Consider the following 21,410-nt stretch of genomic DNA (forward strand, 5'->3'; position numbering starts at 1 on the left):
GCGCGGCCGGTGGCACATGCCAGGCATCCGACGTTCCCCACGGATGAGGGCAGCAAATCGGACGGCGCGGGGGCCGGCCGCGACCGGAGGGCGCTCGATGGGCTCTCCGGCACCGGAACCTCCCCGTGCTCCCCCGCCCCTCGTCCGCACCCCGCGCCACCGCCCGACACTCCCCGACACTCCCCGACACTCCCCGGCGAGGATCGCCGGATGGGGAACCCGGGGGCCTTCGGCGGTGTAGGAACGTAGGACCCGCCGCGTCGAAGGGACCCCTCGTGCAACGCTCAGCCGTGACGGCCGCCTTGGCCGCCGCCGCGCTCCTGTTCACCGCCGCCTGCTCGTCGGGCGGCGCCCCGCACCCGCGGCAGTCGGGGAGCGCTTCGGCGAGCCCCCGGGTGCCGGGCCCCTCCTCGGCCCGTGCGGACACGGCGCCCCCGGCGAAGGGCTCGGTGAAGGTGGTGCGCACCCTCACCGAGGACCTGAAGTCCCCGTGGGGCCTCGCGGAGCTCCCGGACGGCGACCTGCTGGTGTCCTCCAGGGACGAGGGCACCATCACCCGGGTCGACTCGGACGGCGGCAGGAAGACGGAGATCGGCTCGGTGCCCGGTGTCTCCCCCGCCGGCGAGGGCGGCCTGCTCGGCATCGCCCTCTCCCCGTCCTTCGCCTCGGACCACATGGTCTACGCCTACTTCACGACCGCCTCCGACAACCGCGTCGTCCGCATGCTGTACGACGAGAAGCGGGAGCCCGGCGACCAGCTCGGCGCACCCAACACACTGCTGCGCGGCATCCCGAAGGGCGTGGTCCACAACGGCGGCCGGATCGCCTTCGGCCCCGACGGGATGCTGTACGCGGGCACCGGCGAGTCGGGCGAGCGGGGCCGTGCCCAGGTCAGGTCGGACCTGGGCGGCAAGATCCTGCGTATGACGCCGGACGGCCGTCCGGCCCCGGGCAACCCCTTCCGCGGCGCCCCCTACGTCTACTCGTACGGCCATCGGAACGTGCAGGGCCTGGCCTGGGACACCCACCAGCGGCTGTGGGCCTCGGAGTTCGGCCAGGACACCTGGGACGAACTCAATCTGATCGCGCCCGGGGACAACTACGGCTGGCCGGAAGTGGAGGGCAGAGCGGGCAGGAAGGGCTTCCACGATCCGGTGGCCCAGTGGCGGACGTCGGAGGCCTCGCCGAGCGGTGTCGCCTTCGCCGAGGGCAGCATCTGGGTGGCGGCACTGCGCGGCGAGCGGCTGTGGCGCGTCCCGCTGGACGGCACCCGCGTCTCTGCCGCCCCGCAGTCCTTCCTCAAGGGCACCTACGGCCGCCTGCGCACGGTCGCCCCGGCCGACGGCGACAGGCTCTGGCTCCTCACCAGTGAGACGGACACCCGCGGCACCCCTCGGAAGGGCGACGACCGCATCCTGGAGGTCCAGGTGAAGTAGGAGCGTGAGCGGAGGGGACCGGCCGCGGCCGGAGCCGGAACGTGCACGGCCCGGCAGCGCGCCGAAGGCCCGGCACGGTGAGGGGGCGCAGCCGGAACCCGGCGCCCGCACCGCATGGGGCGGGGCGGGGCGGCAGCCGCACGCCAGGGGCGCCGGGCGGGGCGAGGGGACGCCGTGGAGCCGGATCCGGCGGGAGCACCGGACAGCCGGGACCGGACAGCCGGGAGGGGAGCGTGGCGCCGTGGCGGGTTGGCCAGTTGATCCGACGTGTCGCGCTCCTCACCCGCCCGGGACCGACGTCCACGTCCTCTCGTGAGGAGCCGGCCGGCGCCCGGTCGCGGGCCGGGCAGCCGCGTTCCCGGCGGGGTCGGCGGGGTCGGCGGGGCCGGCGGGGTCGGCGGCCGGGCGCCCGTCCGCAGGGGACCGCGCCCCCGTGGGCCCTGGCAGGCAGTCCTCTTGATCGGACGTGTCGCGCTCCTCACCCGCCCGGGACCGATGTCCACGTTCTCTCGTGAGGAGCCGGCCGGGGCCCGGTCGCGGGCCGGGCAGCCGCGTTCCCGGCGGGGTCGGCGGCCGGGCGCCTGTCCGCAGGGGACCGCGCCCCCGGGGGCCCCGGCAGGCAGTCCTCGGACGGGCAGGCGACAGAACCTAGACCCCGCCCTGCCCGGGTTTGCGGACCACGACCCGGCCCGAGTCGAGGTCTATGGGGCCGCGCCCGGGGTCTCCGTCATGGAGGTCCACCCGGGTCAGCTCAAGGCGCTTGCGCTCCTCGTCGGTGTGCTTGCGGCCGGGTGCGAAGAGTTCCTCAATCAGGTTGAACACGCCGCCTCCCAGGGCCGAGTCCTGACTTCAGCGTAAGCGAGCCGGACCCCGATGGCCGTGTCTCACCGGTCACATCGGGCCCGCCGGCGTACCGCGCGGTCGCGGGTTCTCTGCCGCGGGCGCACGGCCGCGACGAGTGCTACGCGCCGCGGGCGACGGTCCGCTCGGGCGGGAAGAGCTGTCTGCGGTGGGCCAGGGCCGCGGCCTCTCCGCGGCCGGAAACCCCCAGCTTGGACAGGATGTTGGAGACGTGCACGCTGGCGGTCTTCGGGGAGATGAAGAGCTCCTCCGCGATCTGGCGGTTGGTGCGGCCCGCGGCGACCAGCCGCAGCACATCGCGCTCACGGCTGGTGAGACCCAGCGCCTCGACCGGATCGGCGGGCCCCGGGGCCGGGGTCCTGGTCAGGGCCAGCCGGCCGCGCTGGGCGAGCGCCGCCACGGCCTCGGCGAGCGGCCGGGCGCCCAGGTGCCCGGCCACCGCACCGGCCTGGCGGAGCAGTTCGGCGGCGCGGTCGCGGTCGTCGTCGCAGGCTCCGGCCGCGAGCAGGGACTCCGCCAGCCGGTAGCGGACGCGGGCCACGTCGAAGGGCCGCTCCAGGGGGCCGAACGCGGCGAGCACGTCCAGCCAGACGCCGGAGGTGGCCAGGCCCTCGGCTCGCAGCAGTTCCGCGCGCACCCACCGGGCGTGGGCCTCCCAGACCGGCACACCGGTGGCGAGGGACTTGGCCGCGGCCCTGATCCGGTCGAGGGCCTCCGCGCGGCCCGGTTCCGCGACGGGCAGGGCGCGGGCGTCGGCCTCCGTGGACGCGGCGGCGAGCAGCAGGGGCCAGGCGTAGCGCTGGGTGCCGGGCGGGAAGCCGGCGCCGACGGCGCCGGCCAGTTCGGTGCGGGCGTCGAGGATGCGGCCCTGGCCCGCGGCGACGCCCACCGCGATACGGGCGAGCGGTACCGACTGCTGCGGCATGGGGTCGTGGGTGCCGTAGTGCGCGCGGGCCGCCGTGAGCCGGCGGGCGGCCTCGGTCAGGTCGCCGCGGGCCAGGGCGAGATGGGCGAGACGGGCGGCGGCGGCGCCGCGGGGCTTGGCGCTGTGCCCGATCCGCTCGGCCCGTGCGGCCGCCTCGGCGGCCCGGTCCCACCGGCCGAGGGAGTACAGCGACTCGGAGAGGTTGCCCCACATCCAGGCCTCGGAGTCGCGCAGGCCGTATTTCCGGCTGAGCTCGATGCCCTCTTCGAGGATGCCGACGGCCTCGCGGGAGCGGCCGACGCCCTCCAGCACCGAGGGGAGGTTCACATGGCTGCGGCCCACGCAGCCGGCGATGCCGAGTTCGGTGACCCGGGCCGCCACGTCGTACATCTCGGCGAGGCCGGCCTCCACCTGGCCCGCGTCGACCATCAGGCCGCCCAGGGTGATGCGGGCGTGCATCTCGATGTCGCGGGCGCCGACCATGTGGGCGTACTCCACGGCCCGCTCGGCTGCGGCCAGGCTCTCGTGGCCGGGTTCGTGGAGCATCGACCAGTTGGCGACGTAGGCCAGCACCTCGGCGTGCACCGGCGACGGCGGCAGGCCGCGCACCAGGTCCTGGGCGGTGCCGAGCTCGCGCCAGCCGTCGCCGTGGGCCAGGCTCTGCACCAGCCGGGAGCGCTGCACCCAGAACCACGCGGCACGCAGCGGGTCCTGGCCGTCCGAGTCGTCCTCCAGGAGCCGCAGCGCACGCTTGGTGATCTTCAGCGCGCGGAGCCGCTCCCCGCAGAGCCGGCCGGCCACCGCGGCCTCGGCGAGCAGATCGAGGAAGCGCAGCGGGGCGGCGGTCGGATCGCAGCCGCAGGGCAGGTAGGACTCCGCGTAGTCGACGGGCCGCAGTTCGGCGCGGACGGATTCGGGGGCGGCGTCCCACAGCTCCGTGGCGCGCTCCAGCAGCCGCAGTTGCTCCGAGTACGCGTGCCGGCGGCGCGCCGCGACGGAGGCGCGGAGCACGGCGGGCAGGGCCTTGGCGGCGTCGTGCGCGTGGTACCAGTAGCTGGCGAGGCGGGTGGCGCGCTCGTCGGAGGGGACGACGGCCGGGTCGGCTTCGAGTGCCTCGGCGTAACGGCGGTTGAGGCGGGAGCGCTCGCCGGGCAGCAGGTCGTCGCTGACGGCCTCGCGCACCAGGGAGTGGCGGAAGCGGTAGCCGTCGCCGTCGGGGGTGGCGAGGAGGATGTGGGCGCCCACGGCGGCTCTGAGGGCCTCGATCAGATCGTCCTCCGTGAGTCCCGCGACGGCGGCGAGCAGCGGGTACTCGACGGTGGAGCCGCCCTCGGCGGCGATCCGCACGGCCCGCTGCGCGTGCGGCGGCAGTTTCTCGACCCGGACCAGCAGGAGGTCGCGGAGGGAGTCCGTGAGGCCGGTGCAGCCGCACTCGTGCGCGGCGACGGCCAGTTCCTCGACGAAGAACGCATTGCCGTCGGAACGCTCGAAGATCTCGTCGACCAGCGCGGCATCGGGCTCGGAGGCGAGGATTCCGGCGAGCTGTCGGGCGACTTCGGCGCGGCTGAACCGGCCCAGTTCGAGCCGGCGCACGGTGCGCAGCCGGTCGAGCTCGGCGAGCAGGGGGCGCAGCGGATGGCGGCGGTGGATGTCGTCGGCGCGGAAGGTGGCGAGGACCAGGACGCGGGGCGTGCGCAGGGTGCGCAGCAGGAAGGCGAGCAGGTGCCGGGTGGAGGCGTCGGCCCAGTGCAGGTCCTCCAGGGCGATGACCAGGGTGCGGTCCACGGCCAGCCGCTCCAGGAGGCGGGCGGTCAGCTCGAAGAGACGGGCCATGTCCTCCTCGTCGTGCAGCCCTCGGGGGGCCTCGCCGAGCTCCGGGAGCAGCCGGGCCAGCTCTGCCTCCTGGCCGGCGGCAGCGGCGGCCATCTCATCGGGGAGCTGTCTGCGCAGCGCCCGCAGCGCCGCGGAGAACGGTGCGAAGGGCAGGCCCTCGGCACCGATCTCTATGCAGCCGCCGACCGCCACCACCGCCCCCCGGCTGCGGGCGAGGGCGGCGAACTCCTCCACGAGGCGGGTCTTGCCGACCCCCGCCTCGCCGCCGAGCAGCAGCGCGCGCGGCTCGGCAGTGGGGCCCGGCTCCGCGGCGGACGGCTCCTCGGCGGGTCCGCCGGCGGCACGGGCGAGCATGTCGCGCAGCACCTGAAGCTCGTCGTCGCGTCCGACGAACACCGGGCTGACGGATCTGGTCTCCACATCGCCGAGCATGGCACAGGGGTACGACGGTACGGGACTGCTTATCGAGCCCCCGCCGGCCACCACGGCCCCGGGCGGTGCCGGGACCGTCGCCTCTTGCGCACGCACCGGGGCCCGGGACGCCGCGGCCCCCCGCGCCGCGGCGTCCCGGGCCCCGGTGCCCCCCGCGGCACCGCCCGGTGCCCGGCGGGCGGGCCGGCCGGACGCCGGGGGCCGCGGGTCGCTGCCGGCCCCCGCCCCCGCGACGCCGGCCGAACCGCGGGCAGCCGTCGAACCGGAACCGGCCGCCGGGCCGGTGGTCATACGCTGCGGGCGCGGGGCGAGCCGGCGCAGGTCGTACTGCGCGCCCCGCCCTCCGGTTCACGACCGGCAGTGCGGCGGGCCCGGCGGTCCGCCCTGCCCGCCCTGCCCGCCTCACTTGCCCCGCCCGCCCTGCTCTCCCTGCGCGCCTCGCGGGCCGCACGGAGCAGCCGGCGCCGCTCGGCGGCCCGTATCAGGTCGGCCTCCCGTGTCCGGTACACGCTGAACTGGAACATCTGGAACATGGCGGAACCCCCTGGGCGAGTCGGTCGGTCCCGCACCGCCTGCCGGGCGGTGCGATGCCGCAAGACTCGTCTGCCAGGGGGTTCCGGCGCATCGGGAGAGTTCCGCATCCTGTGTGCGGGGGGTGCCTTAGCGGGGCCTCACGGCATGCTCAGAGGGCCGCTGCCCCGGGCCGGCGCGGGGTCCGGGGGCCTAAGGCACCCGTCCCGGCGGCCGTCCGGGGACTAAGGCGCCTCACGTCCGGGCCCGGCCGGGTCAGGAGGACACCGAGGGCAGGGCCAGGATGGCGTCGGAGTACTTCAGTACCGCGAGCAGCAGGCCGACCGCGCCCAGGCAGACGCCGGCCCAGGCGACCGACTTGATCCAGGGGGCCTGGGGTACGCCCGGCGCGCCGAACGCGGGCCTGGCGAGCACCACGACTGCGACGATCAGTGCGGCCAGCGCGAAGATGCCGCTGACCAGCGCGGTGACGTGCCACTGGTCGCCGTAGACCTCCTGGATCTGCTGCGAGACGCTGGCGCCCTGCGACGTCTGGAGCTGCCCGATCAGCGATTCGCGGGCGCCCGCCACCGTGCCGAGCCAGCTACCGGTGAGCGAGACGAAACCGAGTCCCGCGGCCACCACGGCGCCGGCGCCCTGGGCGACCGCCGACGAGGAGGGGGTGCCGCCGTCCTCCGCGGCGGCGGGGAAGGCGTCGTAGTCGGCGCCGGAGTCCGCGCCCTCGCCGGAGTCCGCGCCGGAGTCCGCGCCCGCTGCTCCTGCGGAGCCCGCGTCCGTACTGCCGCTGCCGCCCGCGGCGGCTGCCGCGCCCTCGCCGGGAGCGTGCTGCGCCCCCGGTGCCGCGTCCCCCGGGGCGGCCGGCGGTTGCTGCGGTGCCTGCGCGGCCCGCTCGGCGTCGGCGGCCTCCGCGGCCTTGTCCGTGGGCTCGCCGCCCTTGTCTGCGGGCCCGTCCGGCCTGTCCATGACCTGTCCCTTTTCGTTGTGCTGTCCGTCGTCCTGGATGCCCTCGGCCCCTTCCTTCGCGGCCTCGTCCGTCGTGGCCATGCGGCCCGTGGAACGGGACTCCGCGGCTGCGTCAGTTGTCTTGGATGCCATGCCGCGCACCGTACGAACGGATTCTGAGAGCTGTCTTAATGATCGCCGGGCCCCGCAAGCAGCCGGGTCCAACGCGCACAGAGCGTAGGTGGGCCCGGGTGACGGCCCGTTGAAGCGCAGCCGCACACCAGGCGAAGAGTCCCACCGCGCCTTCCGCGTCTTAGGCGTTCGCGCGCGCCAGCATACGCAACGGGGCAGCACCCCCGTCGGCCCCCCGACCCCTCGGCGCTCCGGCCCCGCGCCCCCGGGGGGCCCGGCACCGGCGTCCGGCACCGCCTGCCCGGCGGCAGCCCCCCGCGCCGCACCCGGCGCAGTCGCAGGTCCAGGGCACCGGCTACGCGGTGTCACTCCTCCCCCGCCGCCGAGGCGGCCGGAGCGGCGGAGGCCGCCGGGGCCGTGGGCGGCCTGGTCAGACGGCCGACGGCCAGGACTATCGCATGGCGGCGCAGCGCGATCTCCTCGGGCGGGTCCTGGCCCTCCCCCAGCGCTTCGGGGCTGCCCGGGCTCCAGGTGCCCGCGAGCGACAGGATCAGCGAGAGCAGTGCCTGCGGCGGCAGGCCGGCGTCCACCCGGCCCTGTGCCTGCGCACCGGCGACGGCCCGCACCTTGGCGGAGTTCGCAGCGATCACCACCGGAAGCAGCTCCGCCGCGCCGGGCCGCTCCAGGCTGTGCCAGCGGGCGAGCCGCATCAGCCGCGGATGGGCCAGGTAGAAGTCGTAGAGCGCGCCGGCGTAGCCGGGAAGGTCGTCGGGAGTGATCGGGACGGCGTTCAACAGCTCTTCCGCGGCCCGTGCGAAGACCGCGTCGAAGAGCGCCTCCTTGCTGCCGAAGTGCACGTAGATCAGGTTCTTGTTGTAGCCCGCCGCCGCGGCGATCCGGTCCACGCGCGCACCTGCGATCCCGTACGCGGCGAACTCCTCGCTCGCCGCCTCCAGGAACCGGGCCTTGGTCGCTTGGGAGTCTCTGGGCATTCCTTCACTCTAACTGTCCGGATCCCGTAATGACTAACCGGATGGTCACCCACTCTCATCCCCCTCACTTCCCGGCCCACCAGCCCTCCCTCAGGTTTGCATCCTTCAGGACCAGGGCGTACCGTCCGAGTAACTGTATGGTCAGTTACTTACTTCGACGGTTAATTCGCACCTTCTTGATCCACAGGAGCCCTCCATGGCACCCACCACCCCCGCCACTCCCGATTCCCTGGTCTGGTTCGTCACCGGCAGCTCCCGTGGGCTCGGCCGGGCGGTCGTCGAGGCCGTGCTCGCCGCGGGGCACCGCGTGACGGCCACGGCGCGCACCCCCGCGCGGCTGGACGACCTGGTCGAGCGGTACGGCCCCGACCGGATCCGGGCCGTACCGCTCGACGTCGCGGACGGTGCCGCGGCGCGCACGGCGGTGGCCGAGGCGGCGGAGGCGTTCGGCCGGCTCGACGCCGTGGTCAACAACGCCGGCTACGGCGACGTCGCCGCCATCGAGGACGTCTCGGACGAGGCGTTCCGTGCCCAGATCGACACCAACTTCTACGGCGTCTACCACGTGACCAAGGCGGCGCTGCCGATCCTGCGGGCGCAGGGCTCGGGGCACGTCATCCAGATCTCCTCCAGCGGCGGCCGGATCACCACACCCGGGCTCGGCGCGTACCAGAGCGCCAAGTGGGCCGTGGGCGGCTTCTCCGAGGTGCTGGCCAAGGAGGTGCGCCCGCTGGGGATCAACGTCACGATCGTCGAGCCGGGCGGCCTGCGCACGGACTGGGCGGGGTCGTCGATGCGGATCCCGCCGGTCAGCGAGCCCTACCGGCAGACCGTGGGCGTCCACGCCGACCTGGTACGGGGCATGGACGGCCGGCAGAACGGCGACCCGCACAAGGCCGCCGAGGTGATCCTCCAGCTTCCGGGGCTGGCGGAGCCCCCGTTGCACCTGCTGCTGGGGTCCGACGCGTACCGGCTGGTCACCGAGGCGGACCGGCGCAGGGCCGCGGCGGACGAGACATGGCGCTCGCTGTCCGAGTCGATCGACTACGAGAGCGGCGCCCCCGTTCCCCAGGTGCACTAGCCGGCCGCTTCCGGCGCGCCCCGCGGGGGCCCGCCGGAAGCGCTGGAGGGGGCAGGGGCCCACGCCCCCTCCGGGGCCTCAGCCCTCCTCGCCGCCGCGCTGCCTGCGGGTGGCGCCGTCCGCAGGACGGCGGGCCGACCACGGGTCCTCGGTGGCACCGGGGGCATGGTCGGCGGCACCGTCCCGGCCGGCGCGCTCGGACAGCCTGATCCGTTTCACCGCGATCATGGCCATGTCGTCGTTCAGCGACTGGCCCGTGTACTCCATCAGGTCACTGGTGAGGTACTCGACCAGCATCTCGGGACCGCCGTCCGCCCAGACGACGACCCGGCCCGCGGTGGCCGCACGGTCGGCCAGCGGATAGAAGACACCGTCCCTGTCCCGGGCCTCCGAGACACCGTCCGTGTACAGCAGCACGTGCCCGCCCACCGGAAAGGGGAAGGTCTGCGGGGCGTAGGCGCTGGTGGCGAGGCCGCCGAGGCCGAGCGGAGGCGCGGGGTGACCGACCACCAGCGGTGTGGCGGCACCGTTGCGCAGCAGCAGCGGGGGCGGATGGCCGCAGCTCACCAGCCGGATGACGGGCTCGTCATCGGGGATGTCCGCCACCACCGCCGTCACGAACCGCTCCCCGACGTCGGCCTCCACCCCGGCCAGCTCGGACAGCCCCCAGTGCACGCTGCCCTCCAGGTAGGCGACCAACTCGGGCAGCGGTGACTGGCGGTGCGCCGCGGCCCGGAAGGCGCCGAGCATGATCGACGTGTCGGTGATGGAGTCCAGGCCCTTGCCTCGTACGTCCCCGATCAGCAGCCGCGTGGAGTCGGCGGTTCTCGCGAGGGCGAACAGATCACCGCCGATGCGCGTGTCGGTCTCGGCGGTGCGGTACTCCGTGGCGATGCCCAGCGGTCCCGAACGCTCCGGCAGCGGTCGCAGCACGGCACGCTGGGCCGTCTCGGAGATCAGTCTCACCCGTCGCAACTGCGAGCGGTGCGTCTCCCTGACGTAGGTGAAGAGGGTCAGCAGCGCCGAGAGCAGCACCAGGGCCACGATCTCCGTGAGGACCTGTTCCGACCCCAGCGTGTGCCGCTCGGCGCCGGCGACCACCTGGGCGAGCACCGCGAGGACGCTCATCAGCGCGGTGGCCCAGGTCCCGGCGATCGCGGCGGTGAAGGCCGGCACCACCGAGAGCAGCGGCGCGATGTGGACGTTCGGATCCAGGAAGTGGTCCGTGACCGGAATGGCCACGACCAGTACCAGCGGTGCGAGGATCAGCGGCCAGCCGGTTGTCGTCGGGTCGCCGAAGACCGCGCCCGGGATCCGGATGCTCATGCTTCCTGGATACACCCTCGGCAGCCGCGACGACCTTTCCCGGCATACCGGTCTCACGATGCCCCCTGGCGGGCCCCATCCTCCTGCCCGGAGCCCGGGCGGGCGGCGAGGTGGGCGAGGAGCCGGAGGCGCTCGTACGACGTGGAGCCGGGCTCGGCGTGGTACGTGATCAGCATCTGACCGGGAGCGCCGGGCAGCGCCAGCTTCTCGTACCGCAGGTCCATGGTGCCCACCTGCGGGTGCAGCAGCCGACTGGTCCCGCTCGTCTTCCGGCGGACGTCCTGGCGAGCCCAGAGTGTCCGAAAACGATCGCTGCGCAGGCTCAGTTCACCGACCAGCTCCACCATCCGCGGGTCGTCGACGGCGGCTCCTGCGACCGAGCGCAGATACGCCACGGCCTTCGCCGTCATCCCGTCCCAGTCGCGGTAGAACTCCCGCATCTCCGGTTCCAGGAAGGCAGCGCGCAGCGTGTGCACACCGGGGGCGAAGAACGGGCTGAGCGCGACGGCCATCGCGTTCGCCGCCAGGGTGGCCATCGAGCGGCCGTGCACGAGGGCGGCTGTGGTGTCCACTCCTCGATCAGGGTCCGCACGCCCTCGCCGACCCGCTCGGGCCGCACCGGCGCGTGCCGCACGGTGCGCACCGGACGGGCCAGCTCGTGCAGGTAGCGCTCGGCGTCCGTGTCGAGCCGGAGGGCGCGCGCCGGGCTGTCCAGCACCTGGTCGGAAGGCCGCTGGTCACGGCCCTGCTCCAGGCGCAGGTAGTACTCCACGCTGATGCCGGCGAGCAGGGCGACCTCCTCGCGGCGCGGCCCCGGCACCCGCCGCCTGGTCCCCGGAGGCAGGCCGGCCTCCTCGGGGCGCAGGGCAAAGTCGCCCCCTACGCGCTGGATCCGGAGGGTGCGGCGCGGCTGTGGACGGCGGCGGCGGAGATGGTGCGGGCCGGCTGACGGGGGCGGTGGGCCTCCGTCGGCCAGGGGGCGCGGCTCCCCGCCGGAGCGCCGCGGGAGGGCGGCTCCCCGCCGGGGAGACGCGGGAGGGCGGCACACCCCACGGGTGTGCCGCCCTCCCCCACGTGCAACGCCGCCGCGGAGCGACCGTCAGGACTCGCCGACGCCCAGCTTCTGCAGGATCAGCTCCTTGACGCGGGCCGCGTCGGCCTGGCCCCTGGTCGCCTTCATGACCGCGCCGACCAGCGCGCCGGCGGCCGCCACCTTGCCGCCGCGGATCTTGTCGGCGATCGCGGCGTTGCCCGCGATCGCCTCCTCCACGGCCGCGGCGAGCGCGCCCTCGTCCGAGACGACCTTCAGGCCGCGCTTCTCCACGACCTCGTCGGGGCCGCCCTCACCGGCGAGCACCCCCTCGATGACCTGGCGGGCCAGCTTGTCGTTGAGCGAGCCCTCCTTGACGAGTACGGCGACCCTGGCGACCTGCTCGGGGCTGATCGGCAGGGCGCCGGGCTCGACACCCGCCTCGTTGGCGTGCCTGGCCAGCTCGCCCATCCACCACTTGCGGGCGGCGGCGGAGTCGGCGCCGGCCTCGATGGTGGCGACGATCGGCTCGATCGCCCCGGCGTTCAGTATCGACTGCATGTCGTGGGCCGACACGCCCCACTGCTCGCGCAGCCGGTTGCGGCGCTGCAACGGCAGCTCGGGAAGGCTTCCGCGCAGCTCGTCGACCCATGCGCGGGACGGGGCCACCGGCACCAGGTCGGGCTCCGGGAAGTACCGGTAGTCCTCGGCCTCCTCCTTGACCCGGCCCGAGGTGGTGCTGCCGTCGTCCTCGTGGAAGTGACGGGTCTCCTGGACCACGGTGGCGCCGGAGCGGAGCACGGCCGCGTGGCGCTGGATCTCGAACCGCGCCGCGCGTTCGACGCTGCGCAGGGAGTTGACGTTCTTCGTCTCGCTGCGGGTGCCGAACTTGTCGCCGCCCTTGGGCATCAGCGAGAGGTTCACGTCGCAGCGCATCTGGCCCATCTCCATACGGGCCTCGGAGACACCCAGCGCCCTGATCAGCTCGCGCAGCTCGGCGACGTAGGCGCGGGCCACCTCGGGGGCGCGCTCACCCGCCCCGACGATGGGCTTGGTGACGATCTCGATGAGCGGGATGCCGGCGCGGTTGTAGTCGAGCAGGGAGTGCGAGGCGCCGTGGATCCGGCCCGTGGCGCCGCCCACGTGGGTGGACTTTCCGGTGTCCTCCTCCATGTGGGCGCGTTCGATCTCCACACGGAAGGTGGTGCCGTCCTCCAGTTGGACGTCCAGGTAGCCGTTGAAGGCGATCGGCTCGTCGTACTGGGAGGTCTGGAAGTTCTTCGGCATGTCCGGATAGAAGTAGTTCTTCCGGGCGAAACGGCACCACTCGGCGATCTCGCAGTGCAGCGCGAGGCCGATCCTGATGGCGGACTCGACGCCGGTCGCGTTCATCACGGGCAGCGCGCCGGGCAGGCCGAGGCAGGTCGGGCAGGTCTGCGAGTTGGGCGGTGCGCCCAACTCGGTCGAGCACCCGCAGAACATCTTGGTCCTGGTGCCCAGCTCGACATGGACCTCAAGGCCCATGACGGGGTCGTACGACGCGAGAGCTTCCTCGTACGGCACCAGGTCGGTCGTGGCAGTCACGGTGAAAACTTCCCTCTCAGCCCAGCAGGACGTCTTCGTCGCCCAGGCGCTTCAGCTCGCGGTAGAGGATGGCGAGGCCGGTGACGATGGCCGCGGCGGAGACCGCCGCGTCGACCAGCCGGAGCGTGTCGTTGTCCTGCCGGGCCAGCTTGGCCTGCTTGGCCACGCTGATGGCCCCGAAGGCGGTGGTGCCGATCGACATCCACAGGCCGGTCTTGGACTTCTTGAAGTTCTGGGCCTTCTTGGTCATTGCGCTCACAGCGACGGTGCCTCCTCCAGAAGCGGGTGCCCCCAGCGTTCCACGAAAGCGGCCTCGACGGCGGCACCGACCTTGTACAGCCGCTCGTCGCGCATGGCGGGCGCGATGATCTGCAGGCCCACCGGGAGGCCGTCCTCCGGGGCCAGACCGCACGGCAGCGACATGGCCGCGTTGCCCGCAAGGTTCGCCGGGATGGTGCACAGGTCCGCGAGGTACATCGCCATCGGGTCGTCGGCGCGCTCGCCGATCGCGAAGGCGGTGGTCGGGGTGGTCGGCGAGACCAGTACGTCGGCCTGCTCGAAGACCCGCTCGAAGTCGCGGGCGATCAGGGTGCGCACCTTCTGGGCGCTGCCGTAGTACGCGTCGTAGTAGCCGGAGCTGAGCGCGTAGGTGCCGAGCATGACGCGGCGCTTGACCTCGTCGCCGAAACCGGCCGCCCGGGTGAGTGCGGTCACCTCCTCGGCGGACCTCGTGCCGTCGTCGCCGACCCTGAGGCCGTAGCGCATGGCGTCGAAGCGGGCCAGGTTGGAGGAGCACTCGGACGGCGCGATCAGGTAGTACGCCGACAGGGCGAGGTCGAAGGAGGGGCAGTCGACCTCGACGACCTCGGCACCGAGCTCCCTGAGCAGCTCGACCGACTCGTCGAAGCGCTGCACGACCCCGGCCTGGTAGCCCTCGCCGCGGAACTGCTTCACGACGCCGACCCGCATGCCCTCGACGCTGCCGCTGCGCGCCGCCTCCACCACCGGCGGCACCGGGGCGTCGATCGAGGTGGAGTCCAGCGGGTCGTGACCGCCGATGGCCTCGTGCAGGAGGGCGGCGTCCAGGACCGTACGGGCACAGGGGCCGCCCTGGTCCAGGGAGCTGGAGAACGCCACCATGCCGTACCGCGAGACACCGCCGTAGGTGGGCTTGACGCCGACCGTGCCGGTGACGGCGGCGGGCTGGCGGATCGAGCCACCGGTGTCCGTGCCCATGGCCAGCGGCGCCTGGTAGGAGGCGATGGCGGCGCTGGAGCCGCCGCCGGAGCCGCCGGGCACCCGGGTGAGGTCCCAGGGGTTGCCGGTCGGTCCGTACGCGCTGTTCTCGGTCGACGAGCCCATGGCGAACTCGTCCATGTTGGTCTTGCCGAGCACCACCAGGCCGGCCTCCTTGAGCCGCCTGGTGACGGTGGCGTCGTACGGCGGGATCCAGCCTTCGAGGATCTTGGAGCCGACCGTGGTGGGGATGCCCTCGGTCGTGAACAGGTCCTTGAGCGCGATCGGCACGCCGGCCAGCGGGCCCAGCGGCTCGCCGCGCTCCCGCTTGGCGTCGACGGCGCGGGCCTGCTCCAGGGCGCCCTCCCGGTCGACGTGCAGGAAGGCGTGGACCTTCTCGTCCACGGCCTCGATCCGGGCCAGGTGGGCCTCGGCGACCTGGACGGCGGTCAGCTCGCCGGTGGCGATCTTCGCGGCGGTGTCGGCCGCGGTGAGCCTGATGATGTCCGTCATGTCGGTCATTCCTCCCCCAGGATCTGCGGCACCTTGAAACGCTGCTGCTCCTCGGCGGGGGCGCCGGAGAGCGCCTGCTGCGGGGTGAGCGACGGACGGACCTCGTCCGGGCGCATCACGTTCGTCAGCGGCAGCGGGTGGGAGGTCGGTGGTACGTCTTGGTCGGCGACGTCGGAGACGCGGGCGACCGCGTTGATGATGTCGTCGAGCTGGCCTGCGAAGTGGTCTAGCTCTTCGGGCTTCAGTTCCAGACGTGCCAGACGGGCGAGGTGGGCGACCTCCTCGCGCGTGATGCCAGGCATGCGGGGATCCTCAGGGTGGGCGATTGTGGTGAGCCCAATCCTATGGGCCACGGTCCCCTGCCCGTGAATTTCCCCCTCCGGGCGGGGACTCCCCCGCCCGGAGGCACGCGGGCCGCCCCCGCCGGACGGGGGCGGGCGGGGGCGGGCGGGCCTTCCCCGCGCCCGCTCCACCGGCGCGGCCGAGGTGCACCGTTCTCCGCCGGCGCGGCCGGGGGCACCGCCGGCCGGAGCCCTCGCGGCCCCGGCGCCCGGCCGAGGGGCGGGCGGCGAGCCCTACCCCTTGGTGCTGGGCCCCACGGAGGACTCGCGTTCGCGGGCCCTCAGCCACGAGGTGGCCTTCTCCGCGGGCATCGCCGCGGCCACCAGCCACCCCTGCACGGCGTCACACCCGAGATCCCGCAACCGCTCCCACGTCTCGTCGTCCTCCACGCCCTCGGCCACCACCACCAGCCCCAGCGAATGCGCGAGGTCCACCGTGCACCGCACGATCTCCGCGTCCTCCGCGTCCACCGCGAGCCGGGCCACGAACGACCGGTCGATCTTCAGTTCGCTGACCGGCAGACGCCGCAGGTGCACCAGCGAGGAGTACCCGGTGCCGAAGTCGTCCAGCGACATCTTCACCCCGTGCGCGGTGAGCCCCGCCAGTGTGTCCGCGGCGCGCTGCGGGTCCTCGAGCAGCACATGCTCGGTGATCTCCAGTTGCAGCGCGCCCGGCGGCACCCCGTGCCGGGCCAGCCGCGCCGCCACGGATCCCGCGAAGCCGGGCGTGTGCACATCACGCGGGGAGACGTTCACCGCGACGGGCACCCGCAGCCCCTGCTCGCGCCACCGCGCGACCTGGGCGAGCGCGGTCTCCAGCACGTACTCGGTCAGGTGCGGCATCAGCCCGGACGACTCGGCGATCGCGATGAACTCGTCGGGCGGCACCTTGCCCCGCTCGGGATGCACCCACCGCACCAGTGCCTCCAGGCCCGCCACCTCGCCGTCGAAGCGGACCTTCGGCTGGTAGTGCAGTTCCACCTCGTGCGCGTCCAGCGCACGCCGCAGGTCGCCCAGCAGGCCGAGCCGGTCGGGGGTGTTGGAGTCCCGCTTGGACTCGTACACCTCCACTCCGGTGCGGTCCCGCTTCGCCTGGTACATGGCCACGTCCGCGCGCCGCAGAAGCCCTTCCGCGTCGAGCGCGTGGTCCGGGAAGACCGCGAGGCCGGCGCTGGCCTCAAGGACCAGCGTCAGGCCGTCCAGGTCGAGTGGCGAGCCGAGTTCGGCGACGAGGGCCCGGGCCACCCGGCTCGCGGAGGTCGTGGAGTCGGCGACGGGCAGCAGCACGGCGAACTCGTCGCCGCCGAGCCGGGCCGCCTCCGCCCCGCGGGGCAGCGCGAGGCGCAGCCGGTCGGCGATCTGGAGCAGCAGCCGGTCTCCGGCGAGGTGCCCGAGCGTGTCGTTCACGGACCGGAAGCGGTCGAGGTCGATCAGCATCAGTGCGGACCGCGCCCCGAGGCGCTCGGCCTCGTCCAGCGCGGCCCAGGTGCGCTCCAGCAGCCACTGCCGGTTGGGCAGCCCGGTGAGCGGGTCGCGCAACTGCTCCTCGGCGCGGGCGCGGGCGATCCACAGGCTGGAGTCGAGGGCGATGAGCGGCACCGCGAAGAGCGGCAGCAGCACCGGACGTGCGACGGCCACCACGCAGATCAGCGGTGCGATGCCGAGCAGGGCCGCGCCGACCAGGCCCTGCCGCACCAGGGCGGTGCGCACGACCGTCGGCAGGCCGGTGCGCGGGGTGTGCACGTACCAGATCAGCAGGCGGGTGACGGTCACATAGGTGGCCGCGACGAGCACTGCCTCCGGCGCCGTCAGCAGGTCCCAGGTCTCGGGTTTCCAGGGGGCCTCGACGGAGGGCACGCGGCCGAAGGCCCACAGCACCAGCGCGCCCGCGCCGATGCCGAGGACGTCGGCGGAGCCGTGCAGCACGCCCTGCCGCCAGCCGTGCCTGCGCGCCACGCCGACCAGGACGATGACGACCAGGCTGACCATGCCCGCGGGCACCCACCCGTACAGCAGCAGCACGGCCAGGGTGAGGGCCGAGCCGGAGCCGGTGCCGCCCCACCGGCGGTCGCGGCCGAGCGCGACCAGGTGGCCCACTATCAGGCCGGAGAGCACGGCCAGGGACCAGCCGGTGACACCGGCCGGGAAGAGGGCGCGGTGGCCGTCCAGGGCGCGGTAGACACCGGCACCGAGCACGACCAGGGCCAGCAGGACGACGGCGGCGGGCAGCGCGATCTGCGGGACCGGTCGGACGGCCCCGTCGTCCATGTTCGTGGCGCTCGCGGCGGGGCCGCGCCCGAGCACTCTGGCGCCGAGGCCGGCGATCCGCCCGCGCGGGCGCCGCGCGGTGCCCGGTCCCGACGCGGCGCGTGCCGCGCCGCCGGAGCCCTCCGGCACACCGGCGGTCCGCGTGGGTCCGGCCGTCACCGGGCCGCGGGGCGCGCCGGCTCCCACGACGGGTCCCGCAGGGCCGCGGCCGTGCGCGCCGGGGCCCGTCACGTCCCGTCCTGCGGCTCCCGGCGCCATTGCCGCACGTCCTCCCGCGCTCTCACCATGTCCCCCCGGACCTTGCCCCACGTCACCCTGCCCCCTGGGGCCGCGCTCTGCCAATTGCTGCCCCCCAGAACCATGCCCGCCGGAGTCCCGCACCGCCAAATGCGCCCCGGTCGGGCCCTCTTGGGCACCGGCGTGCGTCCCGCCGGGGTCCGGCCGGCCGGCCGCCTCCGCGGCGGCCCCCCGCCACTCCCCCGCGCCGTCCCCGCCTGTGCCGTCCCCGCGGGCGGCGTCCCCGGCGGGGCGCTGCGCGGCAGGATCGCTCCGTGCCTCCTCGGGGTGCTCCGCGGCCGGTTCCGCCGGGCCCCCGTCCTCGGCGGGCGGGCCGTGCTCCGCCGACTCCCGTCTGACCGGGTCCTGTTCCGCCGGCTCCCGCCCGGGTGGCCCCTGGCCGGTCGGCCGGCGCTCCGCGCCGCCCCGCCGCGGGGAACCGTCCACCGGCGGTCCCGCCCCGCGCCGCCCGGCACCTCCGGCCGGCGGGCCCTGCCCGGGCCTTGGATCCGGGACACCGCCCGGCGGCCTCGGTCCTGACGCGGTGTCCGAGATCGCGCCCGTACCGTCCGGCGAGGTGGCGATCCCGGACCGGGCGGGGACCGCACGCGCGGCCGCGGTGGCCTCCGGCGGATCTGACGTCCCGGCAGCATCCGCTGCCGGCGCACCGGCCTCGCCGGTACCGTGCACCGCCGGCGCACCGGCACGGGCGCCGGCACCCGCGCCGGCACCGTCGGCACCGGCGCCGACCGCCTCGGTACCGCGCACCGCGCGCACACCGGCACCCGACGCCTCGTCACGGCCCGCCGCCCGGCGGGCCTCCACCGGCCGCGCGCCCCCGGCGGCGCCGGCACCTCCGGAAGCCCTTGGCTGCGCGGAGGCGCCGGCAGTCCCCGAAGCGCCGGCCGCCCCGGAGCGCGAGGTACCGGCGGCTGCGGCACCGCGTCCGGCGCCGGCCGCCGGGGCCACGGCGCCGGTCACCGGGGTTGCGTCCACGGCTGGGCCGGGCGCCGTGCCGGGGCCCGGCCCCTTCCCGAGCCGCCGCACCACTCCGCTGCGCCCCTGGGGGGCGTCGGCGGCCGGAGCCACGGCACCGGTGTACCGCTCCGGGTCGGTGCGCTGCCGCACGGCCGAAGCCGCGCGGCGACCGTTCAGCCAGCGGCCCCGGCCCCGGCGCAGCCGGGCATCGGGGGCGGCGCTCTCGGTCGGTTCCATACCCGTCCCTCTCACAGCCGGCGGTGCCCACGCCCCGCGGCGCGGTTACCGAGCACAACGACATGGCGCCTTCAGTGGCGCCGTCGTCGGTATCCGCGTCCTCGAACCCACCACGCTGCTGGGCACGGCAGGTGCACCCCTCAACAGTAGGCCGCGGAAGGCTTCCAGGGGCAGCGGTCGACAGTGGTCGCCCGAATGCGCCCCGGCCACCCATATGCATCTGATATGCGCCGAACGAGTGGCGTTCAATCGCTACTCATCGGTCGGCAGTGCGATTTCCGCCGCCGCTTCGGGTCCCTGTTCGAGCAGTACGGCGAAGCCGGCCTCGTCCAGGACGGGCACCTTCAACTGCACCGCCTTGTCGTGCTTGGAGCCCGGGTTTTCGCCCACCACGACGAAAGAGGTCTTCTTGGAGACCGAGCCGGAGACCTTGGCGCCCTGGTTCTGCAGCGCCTCCTTGGCCGCGTCCCTGGTGTGGTGCTGAAGGGTGCCGGTGACGACCACGGTGAGGCCCGCCAACGGGCGCGGGCCCTCCTCCTCGTCGGAGCCCTCCGTCTCCATACGGACCCCGGCCGCACGCCATTTCCGCAGGATCTCGCGGTGCCAGTCCTCCTCGAACCACTGCTTGAGCGAGGCGGCGATGATGCCGCCCACCCCGTCGACGGCGGCCAGCTCCTCCTCGTCGGCCTGCTCGATCCGGTCGATGGAACGGAATTCGCGGGCCAGGGCGCGGGCCGCGACCGGGCCGACATGGCGGATGGACAGACCGGTGATGACGCGCTCCAGCGGGCGCTGTTTGGCGGCGGCGATATTGTCCAGCATCGCCAGCGTGTTCTTCTTGGGCTCGCCCTGCTGGTTGGCGAAGACCGTGGCGATTTTCGCCTCGCCGGTATGGGGGTCGCGCTTGGGCAGTCCGCTGTCCTGGTCGAGAACGTACGACTTGATGGGCAGCAGCTTTTCCAGGGTGAGGTCGAAGAGGTCGCCCTCGTCCTCCAGCGGGGGCTCGGCGGGCTCAAGGGGCCTGGTCAACGCTGTCGCGACGACATAGCCGAAGCTCTCGATGTCGAGGGACTTGCGGCCGGCCAGGTAGAACAGCCGCTCCCTGAGCTGGGCGGGGCAACGGCGGGCGTTGGGGCACCGCAGGTCCACGTCGCCCTCTTTCATGGGGCGCAGCGGGGTGCCGCACTCGGGGCAATCGGTGGGCATCACGAATTCCCGCTCGGTGCCGTCCCGCAGGTCGGCGACGGGGCCGAGGATCTCCGGGATGACGTCACCGGCCTTGCGCAGCACGACGGTGTCCCCGATGAGGACGCCCTTGGCCTTCACCACGTCCTGGTTGTGCAGGGTGGCGAACTCGACCTCGGAGCCCGCGACCGTGACCGGTTCGACCTGCGCGTAGGGAGTGACCCGGCCGGTGCGGCCGACGCCGACCCGGATGTTCACCAGCTTGGTGTTGACCTCCTCGGGCGCGTACTTCCATGCGATGGCCCAGCGCGGGGCGCGCGAGGTCGAGCCCAGGCGGCCCTGGAGCGGGATCTCGTCGAGCTTGACGACGACGCCGTCGATCTCGTGCTCCACGGAGTGGCGGTGCTCGCCGTAGTGGGCGATGAACTCCCGCACGCCGTCGATGGAGTCGACCACCTTGCCGTACGGCGTGGTGGGCAGGCCCCATTCGCGCAGCAGCTCGTAGGCGCCCGAGAGGCGGTCGATGTCGAAGCCCTCGCGGGCGCCGATGCCGTGCACGACCATGCGCAGCGGGAGGGTCGCGGTGACCTTGGGGTCCTTCTGGCGCAGCGAACCCGACGCCGAGTTGCGGGGGTTGGCGTACGGCTTCTCGCCGGCGGCCACCCGGCGGGCGTTCAGCTCCTGGAAGTCCTCCATGGGGAAGAAGACCTCGCCGCGCACCTCGACGAGCGCCGGCACCCGCTCGCCCCGCAGCCGGTCGGGGATCTCCTCGATGGTGCGGATGTTGGGGGTGATGTCCTCCCCGGTGCGGCCGTCCCCGCGGGTGGCGGCGCGGGTGAGGCGGCCGTGCTCGTAGGTGAGGTTGACGGCGAGGCCGTCGATCTTGAGCTCGCACAGGAAGTGGTAGTCGCTGGTGCCGACCTCCTTGGCGATGCGGTCCGCCCAGGCGCCCAGCTCCGCGTCGTCGAAGGCGTTGTCGAGGGAGAGCATGCGCTCGCGGTGCTCGACCTCGGCGAGGTCCGTCCGGTAGGCGCCCGACACCTTCTGCGTCGGCGATTCGGGCGTGCGCAGCGAGGTGTGCTCGTCCTCCAGGGCCTGGAGCGCGCGCAGGAGCCTGTCGAACTCCGCGTCGCTGATGATCGGCTGGTCCTTCACGTAGTACCGGAAGCGGTGCTCCTCGATCTGCTCGGCGAGCTGCTTGTGCCTCTCCCGTGCTTCGGCGGGTACCGCTGCGGGCTGTGCTTGCTCTTCGCCGGCCACCGTCTGTCCTC

The 21,410-nt window shown here is 74.1% G+C and carries 16 protein-coding genes; 3 read left to right on the forward strand and 13 right to left on the reverse strand.

Annotated features, from left to right (window positions below; translation table 11 throughout):
• Positions 1–275: 275 nt before the first annotated feature.
• The gene (locus tag IE313_RS17480; protein WP_229924722.1) at positions 276–1,436 is read left to right on the forward strand and encodes a PQQ-dependent sugar dehydrogenase; all 1,161 of its coding nucleotides are present in this window, start codon (positions 276–278) and stop codon (positions 1,434–1,436) included.
• Between the two features lie 648 nt (positions 1,437–2,084).
• On the opposite strand, the gene IE313_RS17485 is transcribed toward IE313_RS17480, so the two are convergent.
• The 5 genes from IE313_RS17485 to IE313_RS17505 all read right to left on the reverse strand — a co-directional run bounded on the left by IE313_RS17485 (position 2,085) and on the right by IE313_RS17505 (position 8,084).
• Positions 2,085–2,258 carry a DUF6191 domain-containing protein gene (locus IE313_RS17485; protein ID WP_189933202.1) on the reverse strand — a complete coding sequence of 58 codons (174 nt, stop codon included), beginning with the start codon at positions 2,256–2,258 and terminating at the stop codon, positions 2,085–2,087.
• A 139-nt stretch (positions 2,259–2,397) separates the two neighbouring features.
• Positions 2,398–5,487, reverse strand: coding sequence for a helix-turn-helix transcriptional regulator (locus IE313_RS17490; RefSeq protein ID WP_189933204.1), 3,090 nt, complete (start codon positions 5,485–5,487; stop codon positions 2,398–2,400).
• Between the two features lie 287 nt (positions 5,488–5,774).
• Positions 5,775–6,020 carry a hypothetical protein gene (locus IE313_RS17495; protein ID WP_189933206.1) on the reverse strand — a complete coding sequence of 82 codons (246 nt, stop codon included), beginning with the start codon at positions 6,018–6,020 and terminating at the stop codon, positions 5,775–5,777.
• A gap of 253 nt (positions 6,021–6,273) precedes the next feature.
• Entirely contained in the window at positions 6,274–6,981 is a 708-nt protein-coding gene (locus IE313_RS17500; RefSeq protein ID WP_189933545.1) for a hypothetical protein, read from the reverse strand.
• 476 nt (positions 6,982–7,457) lie between these two features.
• Positions 7,458–8,084, reverse strand: a complete 627-nt coding sequence (locus IE313_RS17505; RefSeq protein ID WP_189933208.1) for a TetR/AcrR family transcriptional regulator — start codon at positions 8,082–8,084, stop codon at positions 7,458–7,460.
• Positions 8,085–8,280: 196 nt separating this feature from the next.
• Between IE313_RS17505 and IE313_RS17510 the strand changes: the two genes are divergently transcribed.
• Positions 8,281–9,165, forward strand: coding sequence for an SDR family NAD(P)-dependent oxidoreductase (locus IE313_RS17510; protein ID WP_189933210.1), 885 nt, complete (start codon positions 8,281–8,283; stop codon positions 9,163–9,165).
• Between the two features lie 78 nt (positions 9,166–9,243).
• Here IE313_RS17510 and IE313_RS17515 read toward each other — a convergent pair whose 3' ends face one another.
• Positions 9,244–10,491 (reverse strand): PP2C family protein-serine/threonine phosphatase, encoded by a 1,248-nt coding sequence (locus IE313_RS17515; protein ID WP_189933212.1) that lies wholly within the window; start codon positions 10,489–10,491, stop codon positions 9,244–9,246.
• 53 nt (positions 10,492–10,544) lie between these two features.
• The gene (locus IE313_RS35255; RefSeq protein ID WP_229924723.1) at positions 10,545–11,063 is read right to left on the reverse strand and encodes an MmyB family transcriptional regulator; all 519 of its coding nucleotides are present in this window, start codon (positions 11,061–11,063) and stop codon (positions 10,545–10,547) included.
• Between the two features lie 86 nt (positions 11,064–11,149).
• Here IE313_RS35255 and IE313_RS36425 point away from each other — a divergent pair, with 86 nt between their 5' ends.
• The gene (locus IE313_RS36425; protein WP_373317014.1) at positions 11,150–11,440 is read left to right on the forward strand and encodes a hypothetical protein; all 291 of its coding nucleotides are present in this window, start codon (positions 11,150–11,152) and stop codon (positions 11,438–11,440) included.
• Positions 11,441–11,590: 150 nt separating this feature from the next.
• On the opposite strand, the gene gatB is transcribed toward IE313_RS36425, so the two are convergent.
• The 6 genes from gatB to ligA form a co-directional block, all read right to left on the reverse strand.
• Positions 11,591–13,105 carry an Asp-tRNA(Asn)/Glu-tRNA(Gln) amidotransferase subunit GatB gene (gene gatB / locus IE313_RS17525; protein ID WP_189933214.1) on the reverse strand — a complete coding sequence of 505 codons (1,515 nt, stop codon included), beginning with the start codon at positions 13,103–13,105 and terminating at the stop codon, positions 11,591–11,593.
• Positions 13,106–13,121: 16 nt separating this feature from the next.
• Positions 13,122–13,355, reverse strand: coding sequence for a hypothetical protein (locus IE313_RS17530; RefSeq protein ID WP_189933547.1), 234 nt, complete (start codon positions 13,353–13,355; stop codon positions 13,122–13,124).
• A 5-nt stretch (positions 13,356–13,360) separates the two neighbouring features.
• Complete coding sequence (gene gatA / locus IE313_RS17535; RefSeq protein ID WP_189933216.1) at positions 13,361–14,863, reverse strand: Asp-tRNA(Asn)/Glu-tRNA(Gln) amidotransferase subunit GatA; 1,503 nt, start codon at positions 14,861–14,863, stop codon at positions 13,361–13,363.
• A complete protein-coding gene (gene gatC / locus IE313_RS17540; protein WP_189933218.1) occupies positions 14,860–15,156 on the reverse strand; it encodes an Asp-tRNA(Asn)/Glu-tRNA(Gln) amidotransferase subunit GatC in 297 nt (98 codons plus the stop codon). Before gatC ends, gatA begins: the two co-directional genes overlap by 4 nt.
• Before the next feature lie 273 nt (positions 15,157–15,429).
• Positions 15,430–17,463, reverse strand: a complete 2,034-nt coding sequence (locus IE313_RS17545) for a putative bifunctional diguanylate cyclase/phosphodiesterase (protein WP_373317016.1) — start codon at positions 17,461–17,463, stop codon at positions 15,430–15,432.
• 1,743 nt (positions 17,464–19,206) lie between these two features.
• On the reverse strand, positions 19,207–21,399 hold the full coding sequence (ligA, locus tag IE313_RS17550; RefSeq protein WP_189933221.1) for an NAD-dependent DNA ligase LigA: 2,193 nt from the start codon (positions 21,397–21,399) through the stop codon (positions 19,207–19,209).
• Positions 21,400–21,410: the final 11 nt, after the last annotated feature.

It is taken from the genome of Streptomyces sulfonofaciens (assembly GCF_014656295.1).
Classification (GTDB): Bacteria; Actinomycetota; Actinomycetes; order Streptomycetales; family Streptomycetaceae; genus Streptomyces; species Streptomyces sulfonofaciens.